Origin of the sequence: Saccharicrinis aurantiacus (assembly GCF_001660705.2) — a bacterium.
In the GTDB taxonomy this organism is placed as follows: Bacteria; Bacteroidota; Bacteroidia; order Bacteroidales; family Marinilabiliaceae; genus Saccharicrinis; species Saccharicrinis aurantiacus.
Map to the genome: position 1 here is coordinate 43,650 of NZ_LYBV02000045.1, position 22,981 is coordinate 66,630.

Below are 22,981 nucleotides of genomic sequence, written 5' to 3' on the forward strand. Positions count from 1 at the left end.
GTAGTATGCAATCACTTAATCAAGGCGCCTCGTCTGCCCAAGGCATTAAGGAATCTCAAGGAGCCCCTTGAACTCTACATTACCAAGCTCCAGGTTTTCACTCTTTGGCACATTTGGGTGCAGTTTTGCTATACATATATAGCTTATAATTTACCCTTTATCACTTAAATGTGGCAATCACTAAATATAAATAAGCGGATAAACATTAAAAAGGCACTCCTATAATTATCATAAGCCATATTTTTTTCTACTTTCATTGCCGAAAAAATAATAACCATATAGATGTATCGACATAAAAGATGGGATACAGAATAGTTGGCTACAAGGCGAAAAAAGGAGCAATCATAAATTAAAAGACATATGACTAAAATACTAAGACTAAAAAGTTGGCAGACTTTTGGACTCATAATAATTTTGCCAATTATCTTTATTATACTAGGAGCTATTCTTTCAATAATAACAGGAATAAAAGCTTCCGTAATTCTCTTATCTTTTATTGCTGCGATAACAATGATGATTAGCTATTATGGGTGGATTTGGACTGCTGGTATAGCTATGTATAAACAAGGTATTACCTATAGTAAACGTAAATTGAATGTGTTCAAATTATTATTTGTTCTTGCATTGTTCTTTAGCTTATTCATAATCCCGATTTTGAAGACAGCATTAAGTGTAGAAAGCTTGTATTTAATCCAAATAATTGGATTAGTACCATTAGTTTCCTTTTTCTATTGTATATATTTCACTGCAAAATCAATCCGAAATATAGAAATGCAGAGAAAAATAAGGACAAGTTACATGTTTTTAGACTTCGTACTAATTTGGATTTTACCAATTGGAATTTGGATAATACAACCAAGAGTTAACGAAATACTTTCAAATAAGGAAGAGAAAGCCCTGTAGCCAACACTCTGTAAAAATAATAGCCGAATCAGTTGATGTTTGGAGGTTAGGTTCACTTTGGGAACACCGCCGAAGCTATTGCTTCGACTAGCAATAATTCTTAAGTTAGCAGCCAAAACAATAGCTTCGCCTAAGTAACGGTGGACAAGAATTCAGCCCGAAATCGGCTACTATTCTTACAGTTCAACATTAAGGCACAAAGTATAGGGCAACCGCACAATCATATTAATAACAATAACAGACAGACTTAACTACCTATAGAATTCAGGAACATAGTTTTTATATAAAATGTATATAGAACAACTAACAGAAATAGACATACAAACATTGAATGACTTTAAAAAACCTTATCGTGATTCTATGACAATAAGCGTTACAATGATTGGAATATTGTCTTTGTTAATAGCTGGGGTATTCTTTATTGATATTTATGAGGAGAGTTTTCTTTTTAGGATGTTGCAAATACAATGGACTTTTCCTGTCGTATTTACGACTATTGCGTATTTATGGTATAAATTAAAAGTAAGAACTATAAATGTAGACCTAAAATCTGGAACTAAAAGAATTGAGGAATTTGTTGTTGAGTCAAAAGGAACTGAAAAATATGGTACTTATTCGACTGGTAATTATTTTGCCTCAGGGTCTTCTAACAGGCACTATTTGAAATTTGGAGCCTTTAAATATAATTGTTCAAAGGAAGAATTTGAAAATTTCAAAATAGGGGATAAATTAAAAGTAGCTATATCTCATAAAGCAAGTATCATATTGATGATAGAAATGTTAATGCCTAACAAATAAAGGCCATAGTCTGTCAGCATAAATTTGGGTAGTTTAGCTCTTTAAATTAGCCGTCCATGCTCCATTTACACAATCCTATTGGGGATTTACTCAAAACCAATGGGGAAAAGTCCATTTTGATGGGGATTCATTGAACTTTAGTGGGGATTTAGCCAAATTGGCAGGGATTTATTGAATTCGATTGGGGATTTAGCCAATTTGGCGTGAAAAAATGCAATTTTATTGAGATACGATGCCGACTAAAAAAAAGTCATAGGCTGTGAGTATAGTCCAGCTATTTTAGTTCGTTTATATCAAAACGGCAATAAAAAGTTTACCTGGCCTAAGGATGTATGTAATATCTCAGAATTTAACTTCGATGAATATATTAATTTGTCTTCTATTCTCTTAAATACAAAATCTCACCTTTAAACATTCTGTAAATAGCCTAATTCAATCACTACTATTAGGTATAATCAGGCTCATAAAACCCTACTATTGGGGATTTCATTTGAATAAAAATGTCGATTAATTTGTATAGTCAGTTTAAAACAAATGATGCTTTTATGGTCACATATAAAGAAACACTTAACGGAAAAGTTTTTAAATGCTCAAAATGTAATTTGATACATGTTGAGTATAAAAATATAAATATCAACCTGAGTAAATCGCAATTTCAACAGTACGCAGATTATTTAGATACGCTTGATGGGGCAATGTGGGAAACGCAAAATACGAAGGCAGCATTTAGTCGCAAAATAATAATTCCAACAAGTGATTCTCATATTCGAATTTTATTGAATAAAGAAGAACTGAATGAATTAAAATATCTTTTTGGCTGCAATGAATGCTTAAAAATATTGAAAACAATACCCGAAGAATTATTAGTCGCAACTTATTTAAACTAACAACCATGACAACTTTAAAAACTAAAATCGACAATCAGAGTACCCGTGTTTTTATGATAGGAGGCTTTTCGTTACACGATGAAGATTGGATGAAAGAGAAAACGAAGAAGAAATCTAAAAACAGTAAAGACAATGAGTGATATAGGAATTTTTTACGGCTCAACAGGAGGTAATACTCAGGATGCAGCCAAAGAGTTGGCAAAGTTATTAGATGCCGATGTACACAATGTTTACAAAGCATCTGTTGATGAATTAAACAATTACGAAACAATAATTCTAGGCTCTTCAACATGGGGAGTGGGCGAATTACAAGACGATTGGGAAGACTTTTTGCCAAAGCTACAATGCCTAAAATTAGAGGGTAAAAAAGTAGCATTATTTGGCTTAGGTGATGGAGAATCATATGCCGATACTTTTGTTGATGCCATAGGTATAATACACAATGCCTTAAAGGAGCAAGATTGCCAATTTATTGGCAAAGTAAGCACTGATGGTTATGAGTACGATGAATCGTTAGCTGAAATAGACGGTATGTTTGTTGGCTTACCCCTTGATGATGATAATCAGTCCGACTTAAGTCCGCAAAGGTTAATACAATGGGCAGAGCAGCTTAAAACAGAATTATAATAATTTACTCTGGTTATATAAAAGGTGGGACAAAAGTTTATACGACATGTACTTAGATATTTACTATTGACTAGATAAAAGATATCCAGTCCCACCTTTAATTTTACATCAATAACAGAAACTTATTCATTTCAATTCTATTAATAAAGAATGCTATATCAATCAGAGAGCGCTTTGAAGGAAGGCTTAACTCTCTAAGTATTTTGTAAGTTATGGAGTAGTTACACAAAGGTAGCTACTCCATTTTTTTTGCCTTCTTAATTCAATGGCTAACAGGTATAGTAGTAAGAAATCCTTTTATGAGAAGCACGTATTTGGTGGTTGTAATATCATACAAGGTCACCCGTAATTCATTCAGAGGCATTAATAAATGGCATCAGGTTATTAATTTAACTGATTCTAATCAGAAGTAGATTTCATAAGTATTATTGAATAATGTGAATCAAGGGTTAAAAAGCTTTTATTTAAAGCGCCTCGTTTTATTGGCCTCATTTTTAAATAGCTTTTGTTTGTGATAAAACTTTAGTAAGACTGGGAAGCAGAGAGCTTTGCTCGATGGTCACCCAGCCGCACTTAAGTTTTAGCATAATAAAAAGGCTATTTAAAAAGCAGCCTTGATTTTCTTTGCTTACTTTCTTTTATCAAGAAAAGAAAAGTAAGTCAGGGTTTAAGGGATGAAATCCCTTAGTGTTAACTAATACGCTCAACTCTTGATTCGCATGAATAATAATATAGAATTATTACATATAACATAATTTATTTTTTATAATAAACTGAAATGTTAACTTCGTAACCTGAAAACATACCTATTCTTCAGGACCTATGATCTTATTTTTTGAAGCAGGAACTCAATCGCGTTGTCGGTTTAGTATACTTGCCTTTATTCTTTTGCCATTTATTAGTTTTAGTCAACTATTTTCTCAAAAGGCAAATTTCTATGCTAATATTACAGAGGGGTGTAACTCTTTAAATGTTCAATTTACCGATGATTCAGAAGGTGCTACTTCGTGGAGGTGGGATTTAGGTAATGGAAACATATCTACTTTACAAAACCCATTGGTAAATTATATACAGCCAGGTGAATACACCGTTAAATTAACTATTAATGGAACCGTTTCTGCCGAAAAGAATAATTATATAAAGGTGTATAATAATCCAGCACCTGATTTTACCTCAGATATTAGTTCAGGATGTGTTCCTTTGGAGGTGCAGTTTTCAGATAGAACCACAGCATCTGATGGAGCAATTGAAAGCTGGGTGTGGCTTATAGATGGGGCTTCTTTATCAGAAGAAAACCCAACTTTTACATTTAATAGGGCAGGTAGTTATAAGGTTACCTTAATGGCTATTGATGAGCATGGTTGTTATGGCAATACCTCAAAATCAAAATTTATATCAGTAGGTAAGTTACCAAATGTAGACTTCAATATAAGAGGAAGTAAACCCTGTGAGCTTCCCTATCACCCATCATTTAAAAACACTACTACTATTGATGGAGTTGATGAACCGTTTGTTTATATAAACAATTGGAAGTGGAAAATAAATGACGAACTTGTTTCTGAAGAGCAGGAGTTGAATTATGTTTTTGATACCAATGGTGATTATACTATTTCCTTAGCGGCCCAAATGGGTGCATGTACCGATTCTATAAGAGTGGAAAATGCAATTAACCTAAGTGTTGATTCATTAGATTATTCAATTATAAAAAGTGGTACAGGTGTTAAGGATAGTATACATTTTAGGATTAATAATTCAAGTGTTGCTTATGTTGAGTGGGAGTTGGGTGATGGGAGTGTAAGCAATAAAAAAGAGTTCAATTATTGCTATGCCGATACTGGTAGGTACGAGGTAAGCATAAACGCAATTTTAGGCAATGGGTGTAATCTGTATCGAACCAGTCAATTAGTGGTTTTCCCCGCTCCATTGGCTAACTTTAGTTATAAGAGAAAGAGTTTTTGTAATCCTCCGTATTTAGTAGAATTTACAAACACTTCTAAAATGACAGATAACGTTATTTGGGATTTTGGAGATGGAACTAGCTCCGAATCATCTGTTACAGTAAATCATACCTATAATAGCACTGGGGAATACTTTGTAAAGTTAATTGCTTATGATGGTGCAAAAACGGATACTGTGCTTAAAAATATTAAGTTGTACCCGCCCGAAACTATCCCTATTCAAGTAAGCCGTAATGAGGGATGTGTACCACTTGAAGTTCAGTTTAGTAAAGAAGAAAATATTGATAATTTAACTTGGGATTTTGGTGATGGTCAAGTGTCTACTTTACAATCTCCGATTCATACATTTACTGATGAGGGAGTTTACAAGGCCACTTTAAACTATACAAACGATAAGGGATGTTCTGTAAGTTCTGAAGTTGTAATATCTGGAGGCGAAAAACCCATTGTTGATTTTGAGGTGAATCAAACAGATAGCTGTAACCAATCGTCTATTGAGTTGGTAAATAATTCATCAAATTATCAACTAGAGGAGTGGAATATTGGAGATTCTTATATTATAAATTCTGCCGGAGATTATCATTTGCAGTTTATTTCATCAGGATATAAATCGGTTGAACTAAAGTTAGATAATTACGGTTGTAAAGCTTCACAAAAAAAGGAGGATGATATTTACATTAAACCTCCAGTAGCCTTTTTCTTTATGGATAATCCTTTGTGTGAGGCTCCTGCGCAAAGTTATATCAGCAATTATGCAAACCAATATGATGCCATTAACTGGAATTTTGGCGATGGCACACAAACTCAAACCACGCCTCTAAGCCACATATACCAAAATGTAGGTAACTATTATGCCTACCAAACAGTTGAGAATTACACCACAGGCTGCAGCGATTATATGATGCAAGCCATTCATGTATCCATAACTGATCCTGATTTTGCTGTGGAAGGAGCTAATGAAGGCTGTTTGCCATTTGAAGTTTCTTTTATTGATAAAACAAGTACAACAGGTACAATATCCAGATGGTATTGGAATTATGGAGATGGGCATATTGATACCACATATGTTGGAGAAACAAGCCATGTTTATACTTCAGCAGGAGAGTTTGATGTGAAATTAACCGTAAAGGAATACTACGGATGTAGAGAAGTTATTGTAAAGGAAAATGCTGTAAAGGTAAATACATCGCAACCCAAAATAAGCTTTGTAAAGGATGAAGTTTGTGTTGATGAAATATTTGAGCTTAGAGATATTTCTACTTCCACCTCCAATATAATCGACCGTACTTGGTTTTTTGCTGATGGTGTATCTAAAAAAGAAGAGATAGTTCAACATGCTTTTAGTTTCCCAGGAGAGCAAGAGGTAGTATTAAGCGTAACAGATGAAAAAGGATGTAGTTACTCTGATACATTAACTTTAAACGTTTTAGTTTCGGAGTCAATATTTATTCTCGATGATTATGCTTGTACCAATTCTGAATTACAAATTCAAAACATATCATTGGGTAACAAGCTCAGCCATGCATGGGATTTTGGAGATGGAGGTAGGTCTACTGCCTTGGAACCTCAACATATTTATAATACCGATGGTATTTATGATGTTAGCTTAACTGTTACCAATGAGAACGGATGTACAAGCACCTCGCATCAAAGTGTAGAAGTAATTACACCAAAAGTTGATTTTGATGCTTATAAAACAGAATTAGGATGCGCCCGTAACGCATTACCAGCAGTGTTCTACGATCGCTCTTCTGACGATATTTATATGTGGGAGTGGGATTTTGGCGATGGCGAAGGAGCATCATCGTCATATCAAAATCCTCAATACTTATATAATCAGCCGGGGTATTTTGATGTTACTTTAATGGCTACTAGTAAAGGAGGATGCACCATCGAAGTTAAAAAAGAAGACTTTATACATTTAACCGGTCCAGTGGGGTCTATTATTACTGATGTTTCCTCGGGCTGTGTGCCCCTTATTGTTAATTACTCTACAACTACTGATAGTGAAAACGAAATTTCGTGGGATGTTGGAGATGGCACAAATGATTATAACAACCAGTATAGCTTTAGTCATGCCTACAACGAAGCGCGCAGTTTCTTTCCTTCAATTATTCTTACTGATAAGGATGGTTGTACAATGGAGTATGAAGGAGACCCTATTGTGGTAGATAATTATCCTGATTTATCATTTACTAGTGAAAGTGAAGAGGTGTGTGAAGGAACAGCACTTTCATTTCAGGGCGAGATTAACTTAAACTCCTCGCAGTTATCTCAGGTAAATGAAATAGTTTGGAATTTTGGCGACAATGCTTATAGTAATAATACCGAATCACCAAGTCATGTTTATCAATCGCCCGGAACTTACGATGTTGAGCTATATATAAAAACCTCGATAGGATGTAGCGCTAAATTAAAGAAAGAGAATTTTGTTACGGTTTTTAAATCAACGCTCCAGGCAGATATCATCTCATCTAAACAAAATGCATGTTTAGGCGAGAGTATACTATTCACCAATAATAGTGAATCTGACTATTCGATTAACGAGGAGTATTGGGATTTTAATAAAGAAGATTTTGCTCGAATTTCACCTGTTACTTATGCTTATAAAGAAGCTGGTGTAGTACAAGCAAAATTAACCGTTGTTGATGAGCAGGGCTGCATTGATAGTACGTTTAAGCAAACTGATATTAAAAATATTGAGGCTGCTTTTACCTTAGCTCCAAAGTCAGGGTCTAATCCGCTCAATGTTCAATTTACCGATCAATCCTTATCGGATGGTCAAATACAAAACTGGGACTGGAATTTTGGCGATAATACAAGTTCTATTGAGCAGCACCCAAAACATACATTTATCGGTAACCAAGTAGGGTCAGAATATCAGGTATCGCTTACTGTTAGCGATTCTAATAACTGTACATCAACTAAAACAGATACGGTGTACGCTATTAATCATTCTCCTGTTGCATTAAATGATACCATTATTGTTCAAGAAGATAATGTGGCCTATGCCAATCTTTCAGATAATGATTACGAGCCTGATGGACAATCTCTAATTTATAATTCGCAAGCAAGTGTGGCTCCTAGTAATGGTGAGGTTATCATTGCCGCCAATGGTCAGATTACCTATACACCTAACGCCAATTATTATGGTGCCGATAGCTTAGAGTATACAGTTTGTGATAATGGAAACCCTGTAATGTGTGCATCCGCAAAAGTAATTATAGAAGTATTGTCGGTAGTGGATTTACCTCCTGTTGCTGTGGTTGATAGATTTGATGTGTACGAAAATGAAACCTTCATCGGAAGTAGTGTTTTATTAAACGATATTGATAACGAAGGCATGGGCTTAAGTGTACAGTTTAGTAATGCATCAATGGCTTCAATAAACGGTAATGTTGTTTTAAGTAATGATGGTACTTTTACTTATACTCCTCACAATAATTTTGTAGGTAAAGATTCTATCCAATACTTTATTATAGATAATGCAGTACCACCACAAGCAGATTCTTCATGGATTGTATTCAATGTTTTACATAGAGATCAAGCTCCAATAGCTAATACAGATGTATTTTATACAGATGAGGAAGTGCCTGTTGTCCTTTCAGGTTTAGCCGATAATGATACCGATAGAGAGAACAATATTGATGTTAGCTCTATACAAATTCTTGAACCGGTATTGAATGGTAGTATTTCTAGTATAAATAATCAATGGGTATTTACTCCTGAAAAAGATTTTTATGGAATGACACTCCTGTATTATAGCATTAGTGATTATACCTTCTTAACTGCCACTGGTGAAATTATTGTGTATGTTAAACAGGTGAATGATCCGCCCATAGCAAACGATGATTATGCTTATGGATTTGAAGATGTACCGCTAGATATAGATATATTAAGTAATGATGTAGACCCAGATAATAACATTGATCCTTCCAGCTTTAAGCTAATAAGTAGCGAAGTTTCAGATAACGTTTCGTTTAATATTGAAACAGGAATTCTTAGTTATTATCCTGCTAAAGATTATATAGGTTCTGATGTACTTCGCTACGAAATATGTGATTCAGCAAAGCTTTGCTCTCGAGCCAATATTTATATTACGCTTGCAGAGTCCTTTGACGATGCACCTGTAACCAAAGCTGATACAATATGGTTAATTCAGGGCTTAAGCGATACAATAAATGTTTTAGCTAATGATACAGACTTAGAAGATGATATTGATAAGGAATCGCTTTCTGTACTCATTCATCCTGCCTCGTATCCTGATGTAACTGTTTTAGGAGATGGGCAAATTAAGTGTGATTACGCAGCAAATTCTACTTTTATTGGTTCTGATTCTTTGATTTACGAAGTATGCGATTTGCACAATAACTGCTCCCAAGGAACATTGCATATTGTAGTAAAACCATATAAAGAAAGCATATTCATTCCGCAGGCAATTACGCCAAACGGAGATGGTAAAAACGATCTTTTTGTGATTAAGGATATTAATAAATTTCCTAGTAACCGATTGTTGGTTTATAACAGATGGGAAACTGAAGTGTATAGCGCAAAAGCTTATGATAACAGTTGGGATGGAACAACAAATGGTAAGGCCCTGCCTGATGGAACCTATTATTACCTATTGTATTTGTTTGATGAGGATGAACCTATAAAAGGTTTTATATACATATCAAGGTAGATAAAAGTGAAAATAGTTTGGTAAAGCTGAATGTTGTTCAATCTTTAATTTGAATTTAATACTATGAAATATATAAGAATACTATTGTTGCTCATTTGTTTACAGCCATTAACTTCAATATGGGGGCAACAAGAAACTCAATTTACTCAATATACATTTAATCAGGGCCTCATAAATCCGGCCTACATGGGAAGTATTGATTATACCAATTTGCAGCTTTCTAATAGAAACCAATGGCTTGGATTTCCGGGTGCACCAAAATCTAATGCCATCACAGTTGCTTATCCGTTTAAGTATTTTTCTTCAGCTGTAGGAATTACAGCAATGCAGGATAAAGTTGGACCTTTAAGCAATACTATGCTTACTTTGGGGTATTCGTATACTATAAATGTAAGTAGTAAATTACGCTTAGCCATGGGCTTAAGAGGAGGTGCAAATTTGTATTCTGCTAATTTAGATAAGTTGCAAACAAACGATAGTAACGATGGTGTTTTGCAGCAAGGTACAGTGCAACATTCATCTTTTACTGTTGGGGCAGGTCTTTTTCTATATTCTTCAAAATGGTATATAGGTGTATCGGTTCCAAAACTAGTAACTAATAGTTTTTCGTTTAGTGGCAATGGAGTTGATGATGATGTTTTTAATTTAAAAGAACGAAATCACCTTTACTTAATAAGTGGATACGTTTTTTCACTTAGTGGAGAAAATGTAAAATTAAAACCCTCGGTGTGTCTGAAGAAAGTACAGAATGTAGATCCTACTATTGATATAAGTTTGGCAACCATGCTCTACAATACCTTTTCGATAGGCGGAGGAATACGAAACCCGGATACGTTTTTTGCTTTTCTGCAAATAGCAGCAGGAAAAAATGTTAAAGTGGGGTATGCTTATGATTTCTCAAAATCACAGCTAAGTAATTTTTCAAACGGTTCTCACGAGATTATTTTGGGTTTAAACTTATATCGTGATGCTACTAAAATTCATTCTCCAAGATTTTTCTAATAATTATGCAAGCTTTAAAATATCAGAATATGAAGGCAGTTTTAAGTAGTTTGTATGCTAAAATTACTTCGCCCATCCAAGGTAATAGTATCATTGAAACAACTAGTAATAAAGGCAGCTGTAAATATGGTATAGTACTGTTGCTTCTTTTATTTGCTGGATTAAAACTAAATGCCCAAAATGTAAATAAGAAATTAGGAGATAATTATTTTAATCATATGGCATACGTAAAAGCCATTAAAAGTTATGAGAAAGCTTTAAGTAAAGATAGTTCCGATGTTCATGTATTAAGGCACTTGGCCCAATCCTATAAAAACAGTGGCAACTACTCTAAGGCCGAAGAGCTTTATAATATTCTTATGATTGAAAACGATAGTGCAAGCATGGAGTCGTATGCGCGCTTATTAGTATATAATAATAACTATAACAAGGCTGATAGCATAATCAGTACCTATCAATTATTACTAAGCTCGTATCAGCGTAGTTTTGTGGATACGCTTAAGAACGCCGATCCCAAATTTAAGGTAAGTACTACAAATATTAATACAGCTTATGCCGATCATAGACCCTGTTTTTATAAGAATGATGTCATATTTTCTACAGCACGAGACACTACTAAAAAAGAGTATGAGTGGAACGGACAGCCCTATTTGAGTTTGTATAAGGCAATAGTTTCTGATAATGGTAGTTTAAAAAACGCAAAACCATTTAGTCCCATCGATTCACGATATCATATCAGCTCGTTTCAATATGTGTATAATAGAGGACTGGCTTTTTTTACAATTAATAATGCATCGGCTTTTAGTACAATAAAAGATGCCAATAATGAAGTTAATTTGGGTATCTATACTTCCAAATATACAAAAGGTACTTGGCAAAAACCTAAACCATTAAAGAATATATCAAATGGCAATTTTTCTTCGGCACATCCTTATTTTTCGGCATCTGAAGATAGATTGTATTTTTCATCAAACCGACCAGGAGGCTTTGGAGGAAGCGATATTTATTACGTTGAGGTATATTTAGAGGGTACAAGTGAACCAATTAATTGTGGAGCTTCTGTTAATACCGAAGGCGACGAAATGTATCCATTTGTATCTGATGAGGGTAAATTGTATTTCTCTTCTGATGGGCATCTTGGATTGGGCGGTTTAGATATATTTAGTTCAGATATTAATGATGATGAATTCGGAGAAGCAATTAATTTAGGAGTTCCTGTAAATAGCTCTCGAGACGATTTTTCGATTGTTTTTAAGGAAGGAGAACCTTTTGGGTATTTTGCCTCAAATAGAGAAGGAGGAATGGGAGATGATGATATTTATGCGGTAAGTATGCTTAAAAAGCAAAATAAACAAATAGAAGAGAATCACGAAGAGCCTAAAGATGAAGATGTAGTAAAATTGACAGAAGACTCTGTAGAAGTTGATAATACGGAGCTTATTGCTGTTAATAGTGCTGCTGCACCATTACCAATTGTTTCAGCAACGGCCGCACAAACAAATCCAATTCCTGAAGAGGATTTAACCCTTGAAAGCTTATCCAATATCCTTTTAGAATCAAAACGAACGGGAAGTGAAATAAACAAATCTCAGTTTAAGGAAGTGAAATTAAGACTCTACAATATTAATTTCGATTATAACTCATGGGAGATCAATGATGAAGCAGCGCTTGAACTTGATAAACTGGCGAATATGATGAGGAAGAACACCACCATGACAGTTGAGTTAAGTTCGCACACAGATAGTAGGGGGAACGATGATTATAATATGGTTTTATCGCAAGCTCGTGCCGATGCCGTTTTAAAGTATGTTTTAAAAAAGGGTATAAGTATTTATCGATTAACAGCCCATGGTTATGGCGAAAAAAAACTACTAAATCATTGCAGTGATGGAGTATCTTGTTCTGAAGAACTCCATAAAGAGAATAGGAGGGTAGAGGCATTGATTACTAGTTATTAAATCATGTGTTTTTTATTATTTATAAATACAATTGTTTTTAGATGAGGATGTAATTAGTTGATAGAGCATTTGGGTAGGTTTAATCTGACAGGGGTTTAATTCCCCGAGGCTTGCCCCGAGGTGGTTCACTAAAGAATGCTATATCAATCAGAGAGCGCTTTGAAGGAAGGCTTAACTCTCTAAGTATTTTGTAAGTTATGGAGTAGTTACACAAAGGTAGCTACTCCATTTTTTGCTGTTTATACATTGTAATTTACTATCTTTGGGCTTCCTAAACTTTACATAAATACATGTCAAATACTAAACTAATTTTTACCGTAGGATTCTTCTTTTTTATTACAATCCATATTTTGAATGCGCAGAATAGCGTAACATCACATTCTTTTTTATATCAAAACGAATATTATTACTTAACAAATAGGAGCGGTAAAGTAAACGAAAAAATAGAGCCGTTTACATACGCCGATTCTTTTAGCGAAGGCTTGGCCTTGGTTTCTGAAAGTTTATTATTTGGATATATAGATACAACAGGTAGTAAAGTTATTGATTGTTTGTTTTACGATGCAGGTTCATTTAATGGAGGTTTGGCTTATGCTTCGCTTGAAGATAAATATGGATATATCAACTATAAAGGAGAATTCGTTATTGATCCAAGCTTTGATTTGGCATGTGATTTTAATGGTAAATATGCGCGTGTAGTTAAGAGGAATAGTGACTTTGAGAAGTATGGCTTAGTTCGTTGGCTTGAAGGAATCATTAACACAAGCGGAACACTAATTTCTGACAAATATTTTGAGTCGATTACCTTCAAAGAGCATGGAGTGATTAATGGTGTTGTAAACGATTCTATTTTTGTTCTTTCTCACGATGGTGAATTTGTATTTGAAAAATTGAAAGTATATACTAATGGAAAAGGTGAAACTATTATGCCGCATTTTTATGGTGGTGATTCTGCCATGGGTGCATTTATAAACAGAAATGTTCGTTACCCTCCTTCTGCTAGAGCATATGGAATTTCAGGAAAGTGTTTTGTAAAATTTGTAATTGATGAGAAGGGGGATGTTACAGATGTGATGCCAGGAGATATATCACATCCAATATTATTGAAGGAATCAATGCGAGTAATAAAAACAATGCCACAATGGGTACCTGGAATAACCAATAACAGAAAAATGCGAGTAAGTTTTACTGTCCCAGTAAATTATAGGTAATTCAAGGTCATCCGTAATCCGTTCAGAGGCATTAATAAATGGCATAAGGTCATCAGCAAATCTCTCAAGGTCTTTAGGGAATTACACAAGGTCATTTAGTAAAAGCTCTGGGTCACTCAGAAATGATTTTAAGTCATGTTAGAATGACTCTAGGTCATATAGGAATGCCTCCCGGTCGCTTAGGAATCATTTCAGGTCACGAGGAAATCATTTCCGGTCACTCAGGAATCATTCAAGGTCACACAAAAATGGCTTCAGGTCATTATTGCGCTAAACAGCATAAAGTCTAAACAATCTTTTAGTCAATGCAATAACTAACATATAATTTGTATTTTACAGATCAAATCTACATTTCCATTTTTTGTGGTTAACTAATTTTATCTGTAATGAATCAACTTATCAGGCTTTTAATTATCGCATTGGCTTTTGTTTCGTGCCAAAAAAAATCCAGTAAATCAGATTATATCGAACAAAGGGTAGAAGAGATTCTATCCAAAATGTCTTTACAAGAAAAGGTAGGACAAACAAGTTTGCGGGGTACTTCATCCAGAGTAAAAGGAGACCTATCCGAAGACTTAAAGAACGCAGTTCGAAACGGAGAAATTGGCGTCTTTTTAAATGTAATGAATCCCAAATATGTGGATGAGTTGCAAAGAATTGCCATAGAAGAGAGCCCCAATGGAATCCCACTTATTTTCGCGCGTGATATTATACATGGCTATAAAACTATTTTCCCAATTCCTCTGGGTATGGCGGCATCTTGGAATGCTGAGGTAGCTGAAACTTCCGCAAGGGTTTCAGCAATAGAGGCGGCGGAAAGTGGCATTCGGTGGACCTTTTCGCCAATGTTAGATATAGCCCGCGATGCACGTTGGGGCAGAATTGCCGAGTCCCCGGGCGAAGATCCTTATTTGGCTTCGGTTTTAGCTACAGCATTTATAAAAGGGTATCAGGGCGATAGTTTGAATTCAGAAAATAGTATGATTGCCTGTGCCAAGCATTTTTTGGCCTATGGTGCTGCTGAAGGCGGACGCGATTACAATACAACCATAGTAAATGAGGAGTTATTGCGTAATGTATACCTCCCTCCATTTAAGGCTGCTTTTGATGCGGGTGCACAAACTGTAATGAGCTCGTTTAACGATATCAATGGAGTTCCGGCAAGTGGTAACAAGTTTATCCTGAAAAAGATATTGCGCGATGAATATAACTTTGATGGTTTTGTGGTAAGCGATTGGAACTCGGTAACCGAGATGATCCCACATGGTTATGCAAAGGATGATAAACATGCTGCAGAGCGGGCCATTACAGCGGGTTTGGATATGGAGATGACGAGTACTTCCTATGAAGATTACCTATTAGCGTTGATGGATGAGGGGAAAGTTACCGAGGAGCAATTGAATGATTTTGTTCGTAATATTCTGCGTGTAAAGTTGCGTATGGGATTATTCGAAAATCCCTATCGAGAAAAGGTAGATGCATCAAAGTGGTATGCACAAAGTCATTTAGAGGCTGCTAAAGAAGCCGCTATTAAGTCTACTGTTCTACTTAAAAACAATAAAACTTTGCCTTTAAATAAAAACCAACGGATTGCCCTAATAGGTCCATTGGCAGATGCGCCTGTTGATCAATTGGGTACCTGGACTTTCGATGGTGATGGTAATTACTCCCTTACACCCAAGCAGGCCTTTGCAGAAAACAAATCTAAGTTCGTTTTTGCTGAAGGGTTAAAGTATAGCAGAGATAAAAGTTCAGCAGGTTTCAAAAAGGCCATTGCTGCCGCAGAAAAATCTGATGTAATTGTGTTTATCGGAGGAGAGGAAGCCATTTTATCTGGCGAAGCTCATTCGCGTGCAGATATTAGCTTGCCAGGAGCACAGGAGCAATTAATTGATGCATTACACAAAACCGGGAAGCCTTTGGTATTAGTTATTATGGCAGGGCGACCTATTGCCTTGGGTAATATTATGGATAAGGTAGATGCTATTGTTATGGCGTGGCATCCGGGAACTATGGCCGGACCTGCGCTTTATGATATATTAAACGGAAAGGCTCAGCCCGAAGGCCGACTGCCTGTAACTTGGCCCAAACAAGGTGCACAATGTCCTATCTATTACAACCATCCTAATACTGGCCGACCAGCTAGTGCGGATAGTTTCGTGGGCATTAATGATATACCAGTTGGAGCTTGGCAAAGTTCTTTGGGTAATAACTCCCATTATCTCGATTTGGGTTTTGAACCTCACTTTCCTTTTGGATATGGCTTAAATTACGGTGAAATAGAATATGAAAAAACCATTGTATCATCCAATAAATTGCGCAGAAATGAAACCATACAAGTAAGCTGTACCCTCCATAATAAAGGAAATTACCCTATCACTGAAACGGTACAATTGTATATACAAGATGTTGTTGGAGATATTGTGAGGCCTGTAAAAGAACTAAAAGGCTTTAAGAAAATACGAATTGCAAAAGGGGAAAGCGTAAGTGCAGAGTTCACCATTTCTACTAAAGATTTAGAATACGTAGATTCTTCGATGAATTATGTTGTTGAGGATGGCGATTTTAATGTATGGATTGCCCCTAATTCTGCCGATGGGATAAAGGCCAGTTTTGAACTTATTGAATAGTAAATGGCTTAAACTTTCGTGCGTAATAATTTAGCCACATCATACATATTGAAATCATGATGGTGTGCCGTGTTTTTTAATTCAACTTAAAACAAGCATTTATGGTAATAATAATGGGGGTAAGTGGAAGTGGAAAAACAACCATAGCCCAACAACTTTCCAAAATATTGAATTGTCCATTTTACGATGCTGATGATTTTCATCCACAATCAAATAAAGATAAGATGGCGAATGGAAATCCCTTAAATGATTTAGATCGATTGCCTTGGCTACAAAAATTAAACGAGCATATTATGCACTGGTCTAACAACGGGCAGGCAATTCTGGCCTGTTCTGCTTTAAAGGAGAGCTATCGTTCTATCCTTGAAAAAGGAAATAAGGATATTAAGTGGGTTGTTTTAAACGGAGATTATGAGCAACTGAGCAGTCGATTAAACGAGAGGAAGGGACACTTTTTTGAACCAAAATTGTTGCAGTCGCAGCTCGATACCCTTGAAATGCCTAATTATGGCATTCACGTTTCCATAAATCAAAGTGTTGAGGCCATTGTGCAATATGTTATCAGTAAACTAAAAGCCTAATTTAATGATCGATTATATTTTACTAATATCTGTACTTACCGGAGTGGGGGCATTGCTATTAATGATTCTGTATTTTAAAATACAGCCCTTTATGGCCTTATTAATTTCAAGTATCATAGTGGGTATTATTGCCGGGGTAGCGCCAATGCAAATAATAGCTACCATAAAAGAAGGGATGGGTTCTACACTGGGCTTTGTGGCTGTTGTAGTAGGTTTAGGTAGCATGTTTGGCGCCATACTCGAATACTCAGGCGGGGCAGAAGCCTTGGCGGGTTTTCTATTAAGTAAATTTGGCGAAAAGAGAGCCGACTGGGCACTTGTTCTAACGGGTTTCTTTATTGCTATACCCGTATTTTTCGATGTCGCTTTTATCATTTTAGTTCCTTTAGTGTATTCGCTTCAGCGCAAAACAAAAAAGTCGCTACTACTATATGCTATTCCATTATTAGCCGGTTTAGCAATAACGCATGCCTTTATTCCACCTACGCCAGGTCCTATTGCTGTGGCAGATATTTTAGATGCTGATTTGGGTTGGGTAATATTATTTGGCTTCATTGTTGGTATTCCTACGGCCATGGTATGTGGCCCTATTTTTGGTAAATACATTGCCTCAAAAATATATATTGAAGCTCCAAGCGAAAGCGCTTCAGAAGAACGCAAAGATTTTCCACCCATCGGATTAATTCTTTTAATAATCGCATCGCCCATAGTATTAATAGTACTTAATACCATGCTCAATAGTTCATTGTCGGATGGTTTAGGAATAAGTGCAAATGCCAAGTTATGGATCAGCTTTATTGGTCATCCATTTTCAGCCTTGATTATTGCAAATATATTGGCATGGTATTTCTTGGGCTTAAGGCGGGGTTTCTCCAAATCAGAATTATCTAAAATTACACAGGCGTCTTTAGGACCGGCAGGTATCATTATCTTATTAACCGGGGCCGGCGGTGTGTTTAAACAAATGCTGATTCATACTGGTACAGGTGAAATGTTAGCCCAATACTTCGCTAGCATAGGACTAAGTTCACTCATGTTTGCCTTTGTGGCCGCAGCATTGGTTCGTATACTTCAAGGTTCTTCTACCGTTGCCATGATTACAGCAGCGGGCATTACCTCTTCTTTATTAATAGAACCCATGGGCGAGATGTATAAGGCTTTATTGGTTATAGCCATTGCCGCGGGTGCATCTATAATGTCGCATGTAAATGATAGTGGTTTTTGGTTGGTGAGCAAATATTTAGGCATGAATGAAAAACAGGCCTTTAAAAGCTGGACGGTTATGACAACCATTCTCGCTTTTATGGGAATAAGTATGGTAGGTATCCTTTCTATTTTTATTATAGATTAATTTACCGATTTCATAGAAGTATAGTTGACCCCTTTTTATCTACAAAAGATGATAAGGAGCTCAAAGTACTGTAGGGTTTGTTGGCTGATTTTATGCAGAATTATAGAGTGTCGCTTCTATTGAATGTTTGTTTCTATAATTAATCCGAATCAAGGGTTAAAATATTATATTTAGAGCGCCTCGTTTCATTGGCCTCATTTTTAAATAGCTTTTGTTTGTGTTAAAACTTTAGTAAGACTGGGAAGCTGAGAGCTTTGCTCGAAGATCACCCAGCCGCACTTAAGTTTTAGCATAATAAAAAGGCTATTTAAAAAGCAGCCTTGAATTATTGCCGTAAGCGAAAGCAGTATCAAGTTCACTTGAATAATGCTGAGTGTGGCAATAATCTTGCAAAAGTTTCTTTGCCCTGCCTTTGCCGGCAGGCAGGTTACTTTCTTTGATCAAGCAAAGAAAAGTAAGTCAGGGTTTAAGGGATGAATTAAAAATCTATGTTATACAAAAGACTATAATAATTGAATAACATAAAATCCCTTAGAGTATACTAATAAAGTTCAACTCTTGATTCGCATAATTAATATTGGTTTATATAATTGTCACCAAAAAATCCTCGTATGCACTATTTTTATAGTTAAAACTTAAAAAAGGCCATATTGAGGTAAAATGAAGCATACACAACGAAAAAGACCACCTAAATACACATATATTCTACAGGTATATTAAATTTAAATAGTATAATTTTCCACAAACAAATAAATCAAATATACAGTATACATGAAACAGTTATTGTTTGTAGGAATTTTATCATTCCTTATTTTCTCGTGTAAGCAAAATGAAAATCAGTCTCGCGAGACCATTGACTTTAATGGTCATTGGAAATTTTATCTCGGAGATGAAGAGAAAGCCTTAGAAAAAGATTTTAATGATCAAGCTTGGCGCGAGCTTCGTTTACCACACGATTGGAGTATAGAAATGGGGTATGAAGAGCCGCTTGCCATTACCCAAAAAGGCGAAGTGAAAAAATCGGCCAATAACAATAATTTACCATCAAACATTACAGCCGAGCAAGCCAACGAGTATCGCAAAACGGCAAGTAGTACCGGTTTTGTTCAAGGAGGAATAGCTTGGTATCGTAAAACATTTCGTCTGAATAAAGGCGACGAGAATAAAAATATTTCTATTGAATTTGATGGTATTTATACCCGATCAACAGTTTGGATTAACGGACATCTATTGGGATATAGACCCAATGGATATATCAGTTTCGATTACGATTTAACGCCTTACCTTAATTTTGGAGGCGATAATGTAATTGCCGTTAAAGTTGATCATACCAACTACGTTGACTCTCGTTGGTATACCGGATCAGGAATTTACAGAAACGTACGTTTGGTAAAAAAATCAAATATTAATATTCCAACTTGGGGCGTTCAAATTACTACGCCTAATATAAGTGCTAACAAAGCAGATGTACAGATTAGTACTGAGCTGAAAAATATAGAAGGAGTAGCATCAGATATTAAGCTTGTTGTAGATATTAAGGATGGGGAAGGAAATATTGTTACAGGTGCAGAAAGTGTTATTACCTTGGATAAAGAAGCTAAAGTAATTAGTAAAGTAAGTATTGATAATCCGCGCTTATGGGAACTTGAAGATCCTCATTTATACAAGGCACATATAAAGGTGTTTAAAGCCTCTGTTTTAATGGATGATGTTGTTGAGAAGTTCGGAATTAGAACAGCTGAATTTACAGCGGATAAAGGTTTCTTCTTAAACGGAAAATCAGTAAAAATTAAAGGAGTGAATTTACATCACGATGCAGGTGCCGTAGGAACAGCTGTGCCCGCAGATGTTTGGCGCCGAAGAATTCTGCAATTAAAAAGCATTGGTTGTAATGCCATTCGTACTGCACACAATCCTTACGCACCTGAGTTTCTCGACCTTTGTGATGAGCTAGGGATATTGGTAGATGCAGAGTTTTATGATGAATGGAGCCAAGATAAAGAAAAACACACCACACGTTTAGGTGCCAATGATGCTCCAGAGTCGTTTACCGATGGTTACTCATCGTATTTTAATGAGTGGGGCGAAAGGGATTTAAAAGATTGTATTCGCCGCGATTTCAATCATCCATCTATAATTATGTGGAGTATTGGTAACGAAATAGAATGGACGTTCCCCTACTATTCGCAAACCTACAATGGGGTAAATGGTAAGGTGAAATATTACGAGTATATCCCCAATTATGATTCTATCACCAACCGAAAAGCATTTGACAAATACAGTCCTGAAGCAGATTCTTTAGTAATTATTGCTAAGCAATTGGTATCATGGACCAAAGAAATGGATACAACACGCCCGGTTACCATCGGAAGTGTATTGCCCGTGGTTGGCCTTGCTAGTGGCTTAGGGCAATCTGTTGATGTATTAGGTTTTAATTATCGTGCTGTGGAGTATGATGGTGCGCACAAGCAATATCCCGATCTTAAGATTCTTGGTTCTGAAAACAACGGAACTTGGGAAGAGTGGAAGGCTGTGGCCGATAGAGATTTTGTGGCTGGTATCTTCACATGGACAGGTATTGCCTACATGGGCGAAGCAGGCCCATATCCCCGTAAAGGCCTAAACTTATCATTCTTCGATTATGCCTGTTTTAAAACCCCACGAGGTCACTTTTATGAGTGCCTATGGAAAGATGATCCGAAGGTTTATATTGGTACGGCAGCATTATCTCAATCAGAATACACTTACGATAAAAACAAAGGATTTTCGATAGAAATGCGAACCGATTGGCTACGCCGATGGACGTGGTATGATATTGATGATACTTGGAATTATGCCAATGATGAGGCTGTGGTAGTTCAGGGATACACCAATTGCCAAGAAGCTGAATTGTTTTTAAATGGTAAGAGTTTTGGTAAGCAAAGGGTAAATGATAATGAGGATCATGTAATTAAATGGCTTGTGCCTTTTACCAAGGGAGAGTTAAAAATTGTGGGTTACAATAATGGTGTTGTGGCCGATGAATATAGCTTAAAAACAGCCGGAGCATTATCTAGTATATCCATTAGTTCTGATGTGAACGAGCTGAGAGCAAACCACTACGATGTGGCTCATTTAGAAGTAAACCTCTTAGATAAAAATGGCATTATTATCCCTAACAAGGATGTTGAAATCGCATTTGAAGTGAGCGGAGCCGCAAACTTGTTAGCTGTAGATAATGGATGGGAATATAATGTGCAAAGTCACAAAGCCAATCACTTGATTACCCACAATGGTAAAGCACTTGGCATTATTCAGGCTGGTTCAGAAAGTGGTACCGTAAGTATCAGGGTTAATGCCGGTAATATACAATCAGAAACACTCACTCTAAAAGTAAATTAGAGTAACAACGCATCTTCTTATATTAAGCTGATGTAAAACATATAATAGAGGGTGTCTGTCCTACACTAAAATAGCTTGACACAAAAAATAAGCTATTATGGCAAATAGATCTCCAAATTTAAGTGACAACATGGAAGGATTTCATGTTGAGCAAAATGATTACACAAAATATGAAATCAGCTTTAGGCGTTGGCTTGTAGCAGAGATCGATTCGGGAAAGATGACAATAGAAGAAGCCAAAATAAGGTTTAGCCTTCCTGTTCACTTTTCTACCCTGTATAAGCAAAACTGGCACCCAAAGTACAGTGATGAAATTCATTTATCTTTGCAAGCTATGAGCAGTAAAGAAAGAGCAGATAACAAAGCCCTAGAAAAGCGCATTAAAGAACTAGAGAAGCAATTAGAGCTTGCTCAGATGAAAAATGTGGGCTTAAATACTATGATTGATATAGCTGAGCAGGACTACAAACTTGAAATCAGAAAAAAGTCTGGCCCCAAACAGTAGACGTACTGGCACAGATGTATCCTTTATCTACAAAATCGGTCATTTGTGGTCTGTTTGGGTATAGCCGTCAGGCTTGGTACGACAGTAAAAAACGCCATTCTCGTTTTCAAATGGAAGAAGTTTTCATTCTTAAACAGGTTAAAGTCTTGCGTCAGGAACATAAGCGCATGGGAGGTGAAAAGCTACATCTCTTACTAAAGCCTGTATTTGAAGAACACGGAATTAAGTATGGACGAGATAAGTTTTATAACTTATTAAGCGAACATGGTTTACTGGTGAGGCGCCGAAGGCGCAACCCAAGAACCACCAACTCAAATCATTTTTATCGTAGGTATCCCAATTTAATAAGAGACATGGAATTATATAGTTCAGGGCGCTTATGGGTAAGTGATATTACCTACATCAGAACCACCAAAGGCTTTGTTTATTTATCACTTATAACAGACGCCTACTCGAAGAAGATGGTTGGTGCTTATGGCCTAGTCTTTCTAGTGAAGGCGCTTTAAAT

The 22,981-nt window shown here is 36.0% G+C and carries 15 protein-coding genes; all 15 read left to right on the top strand.

Annotation, left to right across the window (positions count from 1 at the left end; genetic code table 11):
* Positions 1-360: 360 nt before the first annotated feature.
* Positions 361-903, top strand: a complete 543-nt coding sequence (locus A8B35_RS21330) for a hypothetical protein (RefSeq protein ID WP_075603989.1) — start codon at positions 361-363, stop codon at positions 901-903.
* 288 nt (positions 904-1,191) lie between these two features.
* Complete coding sequence (locus tag A8B35_RS21335; protein ID WP_075603990.1) at positions 1,192-1,701, top strand: hypothetical protein; 510 nt, start codon at positions 1,192-1,194, stop codon at positions 1,699-1,701.
* 500 nt (positions 1,702-2,201) lie between these two features.
* A complete protein-coding gene (locus A8B35_RS21340) occupies positions 2,202-2,588 on the top strand; it encodes a DUF6686 family protein (protein ID WP_075603991.1) in 387 nt (128 codons plus the stop codon).
* 5 nt (positions 2,589-2,593) lie between these two features.
* On the top strand, positions 2,594-2,728 hold the full coding sequence (locus A8B35_RS23795) for a hypothetical protein (protein ID WP_262507012.1): 135 nt from the start codon (positions 2,594-2,596) through the stop codon (positions 2,726-2,728).
* A complete protein-coding gene (locus A8B35_RS21345; RefSeq protein ID WP_075603992.1) occupies positions 2,721-3,215 on the top strand; it encodes a flavodoxin in 495 nt (164 codons plus the stop codon). Before A8B35_RS23795 ends, A8B35_RS21345 begins: the two co-directional genes overlap by 8 nt.
* Before the next feature lie 822 nt (positions 3,216-4,037).
* Positions 4,038-9,854 (top strand): PKD domain-containing protein, encoded by a 5,817-nt coding sequence (locus tag A8B35_RS21350; RefSeq protein ID WP_075603993.1) that lies wholly within the window; start codon positions 4,038-4,040, stop codon positions 9,852-9,854.
* Positions 9,855-9,917: 63 nt separating this feature from the next.
* Positions 9,918-10,856, top strand: a complete 939-nt coding sequence (locus A8B35_RS21355) for a PorP/SprF family type IX secretion system membrane protein (protein WP_075603994.1) — start codon at positions 9,918-9,920, stop codon at positions 10,854-10,856.
* A gap of 29 nt (positions 10,857-10,885) precedes the next feature.
* Positions 10,886-12,814 carry an OmpA family protein gene (locus A8B35_RS21360; RefSeq protein ID WP_171973252.1) on the top strand — a complete coding sequence of 643 codons (1,929 nt, stop codon included), beginning with the start codon at positions 10,886-10,888 and terminating at the stop codon, positions 12,812-12,814.
* A 290-nt stretch (positions 12,815-13,104) separates the two neighbouring features.
* The gene (locus A8B35_RS21365; RefSeq protein WP_075603996.1) at positions 13,105-14,025 is read left to right on the top strand and encodes a WG repeat-containing protein; all 921 of its coding nucleotides are present in this window, start codon (positions 13,105-13,107) and stop codon (positions 14,023-14,025) included.
* 386 nt (positions 14,026-14,411) lie between these two features.
* Positions 14,412-16,655, top strand: coding sequence for a beta-glucosidase BglX (bglX, locus tag A8B35_RS21370; protein ID WP_075603997.1), 2,244 nt, complete (start codon positions 14,412-14,414; stop codon positions 16,653-16,655).
* 101 nt (positions 16,656-16,756) lie between these two features.
* On the top strand, positions 16,757-17,236 hold the full coding sequence (locus A8B35_RS21375; protein ID WP_222844203.1) for a gluconokinase: 480 nt from the start codon (positions 16,757-16,759) through the stop codon (positions 17,234-17,236).
* Positions 17,237-17,240: 4 nt separating this feature from the next.
* The gene (locus A8B35_RS21380) at positions 17,241-18,587 is read left to right on the top strand and encodes a GntP family permease (RefSeq protein WP_075603998.1); all 1,347 of its coding nucleotides are present in this window, start codon (positions 17,241-17,243) and stop codon (positions 18,585-18,587) included.
* A gap of 771 nt (positions 18,588-19,358) precedes the next feature.
* Complete coding sequence (locus A8B35_RS21385) at positions 19,359-21,968, top strand: glycoside hydrolase family 2 (RefSeq protein ID WP_075603999.1); 2,610 nt, start codon at positions 19,359-19,361, stop codon at positions 21,966-21,968.
* Between the two features lie 97 nt (positions 21,969-22,065).
* On the top strand, positions 22,066-22,473 hold the full coding sequence (locus A8B35_RS21390; RefSeq protein ID WP_075604000.1) for a hypothetical protein: 408 nt from the start codon (positions 22,066-22,068) through the stop codon (positions 22,471-22,473).
* A 14-nt stretch (positions 22,474-22,487) separates the two neighbouring features.
* Positions 22,488-22,979: a hypothetical protein gene (locus A8B35_RS23105; protein WP_139314974.1), complete on the top strand. Its 492-nt coding sequence runs from the start codon at positions 22,488-22,490 to the stop codon at positions 22,977-22,979.
* Positions 22,980-22,981 lie beyond the last annotated feature (2 nt).

Coding starts and splice junctions, on each gene's coding strand:
- A8B35_RS21330 (WP_075603989.1), top strand. CDS start 361: ATGACTAAAATACTAAGACTAAAAAGTTGGCAGACTTTTGGACTCATA.
- A8B35_RS21335 (WP_075603990.1), top strand. CDS start 1,192: ATGTATATAGAACAACTAACAGAAATAGACATACAAACATTGAATGAC.
- A8B35_RS21340 (WP_075603991.1), top strand. CDS start 2,202: ATGTCGATTAATTTGTATAGTCAGTTTAAAACAAATGATGCTTTTATG.
- A8B35_RS23795 (WP_262507012.1), top strand. CDS start 2,594: ATGACAACTTTAAAAACTAAAATCGACAATCAGAGTACCCGTGTTTTT.
- A8B35_RS21345 (WP_075603992.1), top strand. CDS start 2,721: ATGAGTGATATAGGAATTTTTTACGGCTCAACAGGAGGTAATACTCAG.
- A8B35_RS21350 (WP_075603993.1), top strand. CDS start 4,038: ATGATCTTATTTTTTGAAGCAGGAACTCAATCGCGTTGTCGGTTTAGT.
- A8B35_RS21355 (WP_075603994.1), top strand. CDS start 9,918: ATGAAATATATAAGAATACTATTGTTGCTCATTTGTTTACAGCCATTA.
- A8B35_RS21360 (WP_171973252.1), top strand. CDS start 10,886: ATGAAGGCAGTTTTAAGTAGTTTGTATGCTAAAATTACTTCGCCCATC.
- A8B35_RS21365 (WP_075603996.1), top strand. CDS start 13,105: ATGTCAAATACTAAACTAATTTTTACCGTAGGATTCTTCTTTTTTATT.
- bglX (WP_075603997.1), top strand. CDS start 14,412: ATGAATCAACTTATCAGGCTTTTAATTATCGCATTGGCTTTTGTTTCG.
- A8B35_RS21375 (WP_222844203.1), top strand. CDS start 16,757: ATGGTAATAATAATGGGGGTAAGTGGAAGTGGAAAAACAACCATAGCC.
- A8B35_RS21380 (WP_075603998.1), top strand. CDS start 17,241: ATGATCGATTATATTTTACTAATATCTGTACTTACCGGAGTGGGGGCA.
- A8B35_RS21385 (WP_075603999.1), top strand. CDS start 19,359: ATGAAACAGTTATTGTTTGTAGGAATTTTATCATTCCTTATTTTCTCG.
- A8B35_RS21390 (WP_075604000.1), top strand. CDS start 22,066: ATGGCAAATAGATCTCCAAATTTAAGTGACAACATGGAAGGATTTCAT.
- A8B35_RS23105 (WP_139314974.1), top strand. CDS start 22,488: ATGTATCCTTTATCTACAAAATCGGTCATTTGTGGTCTGTTTGGGTAT.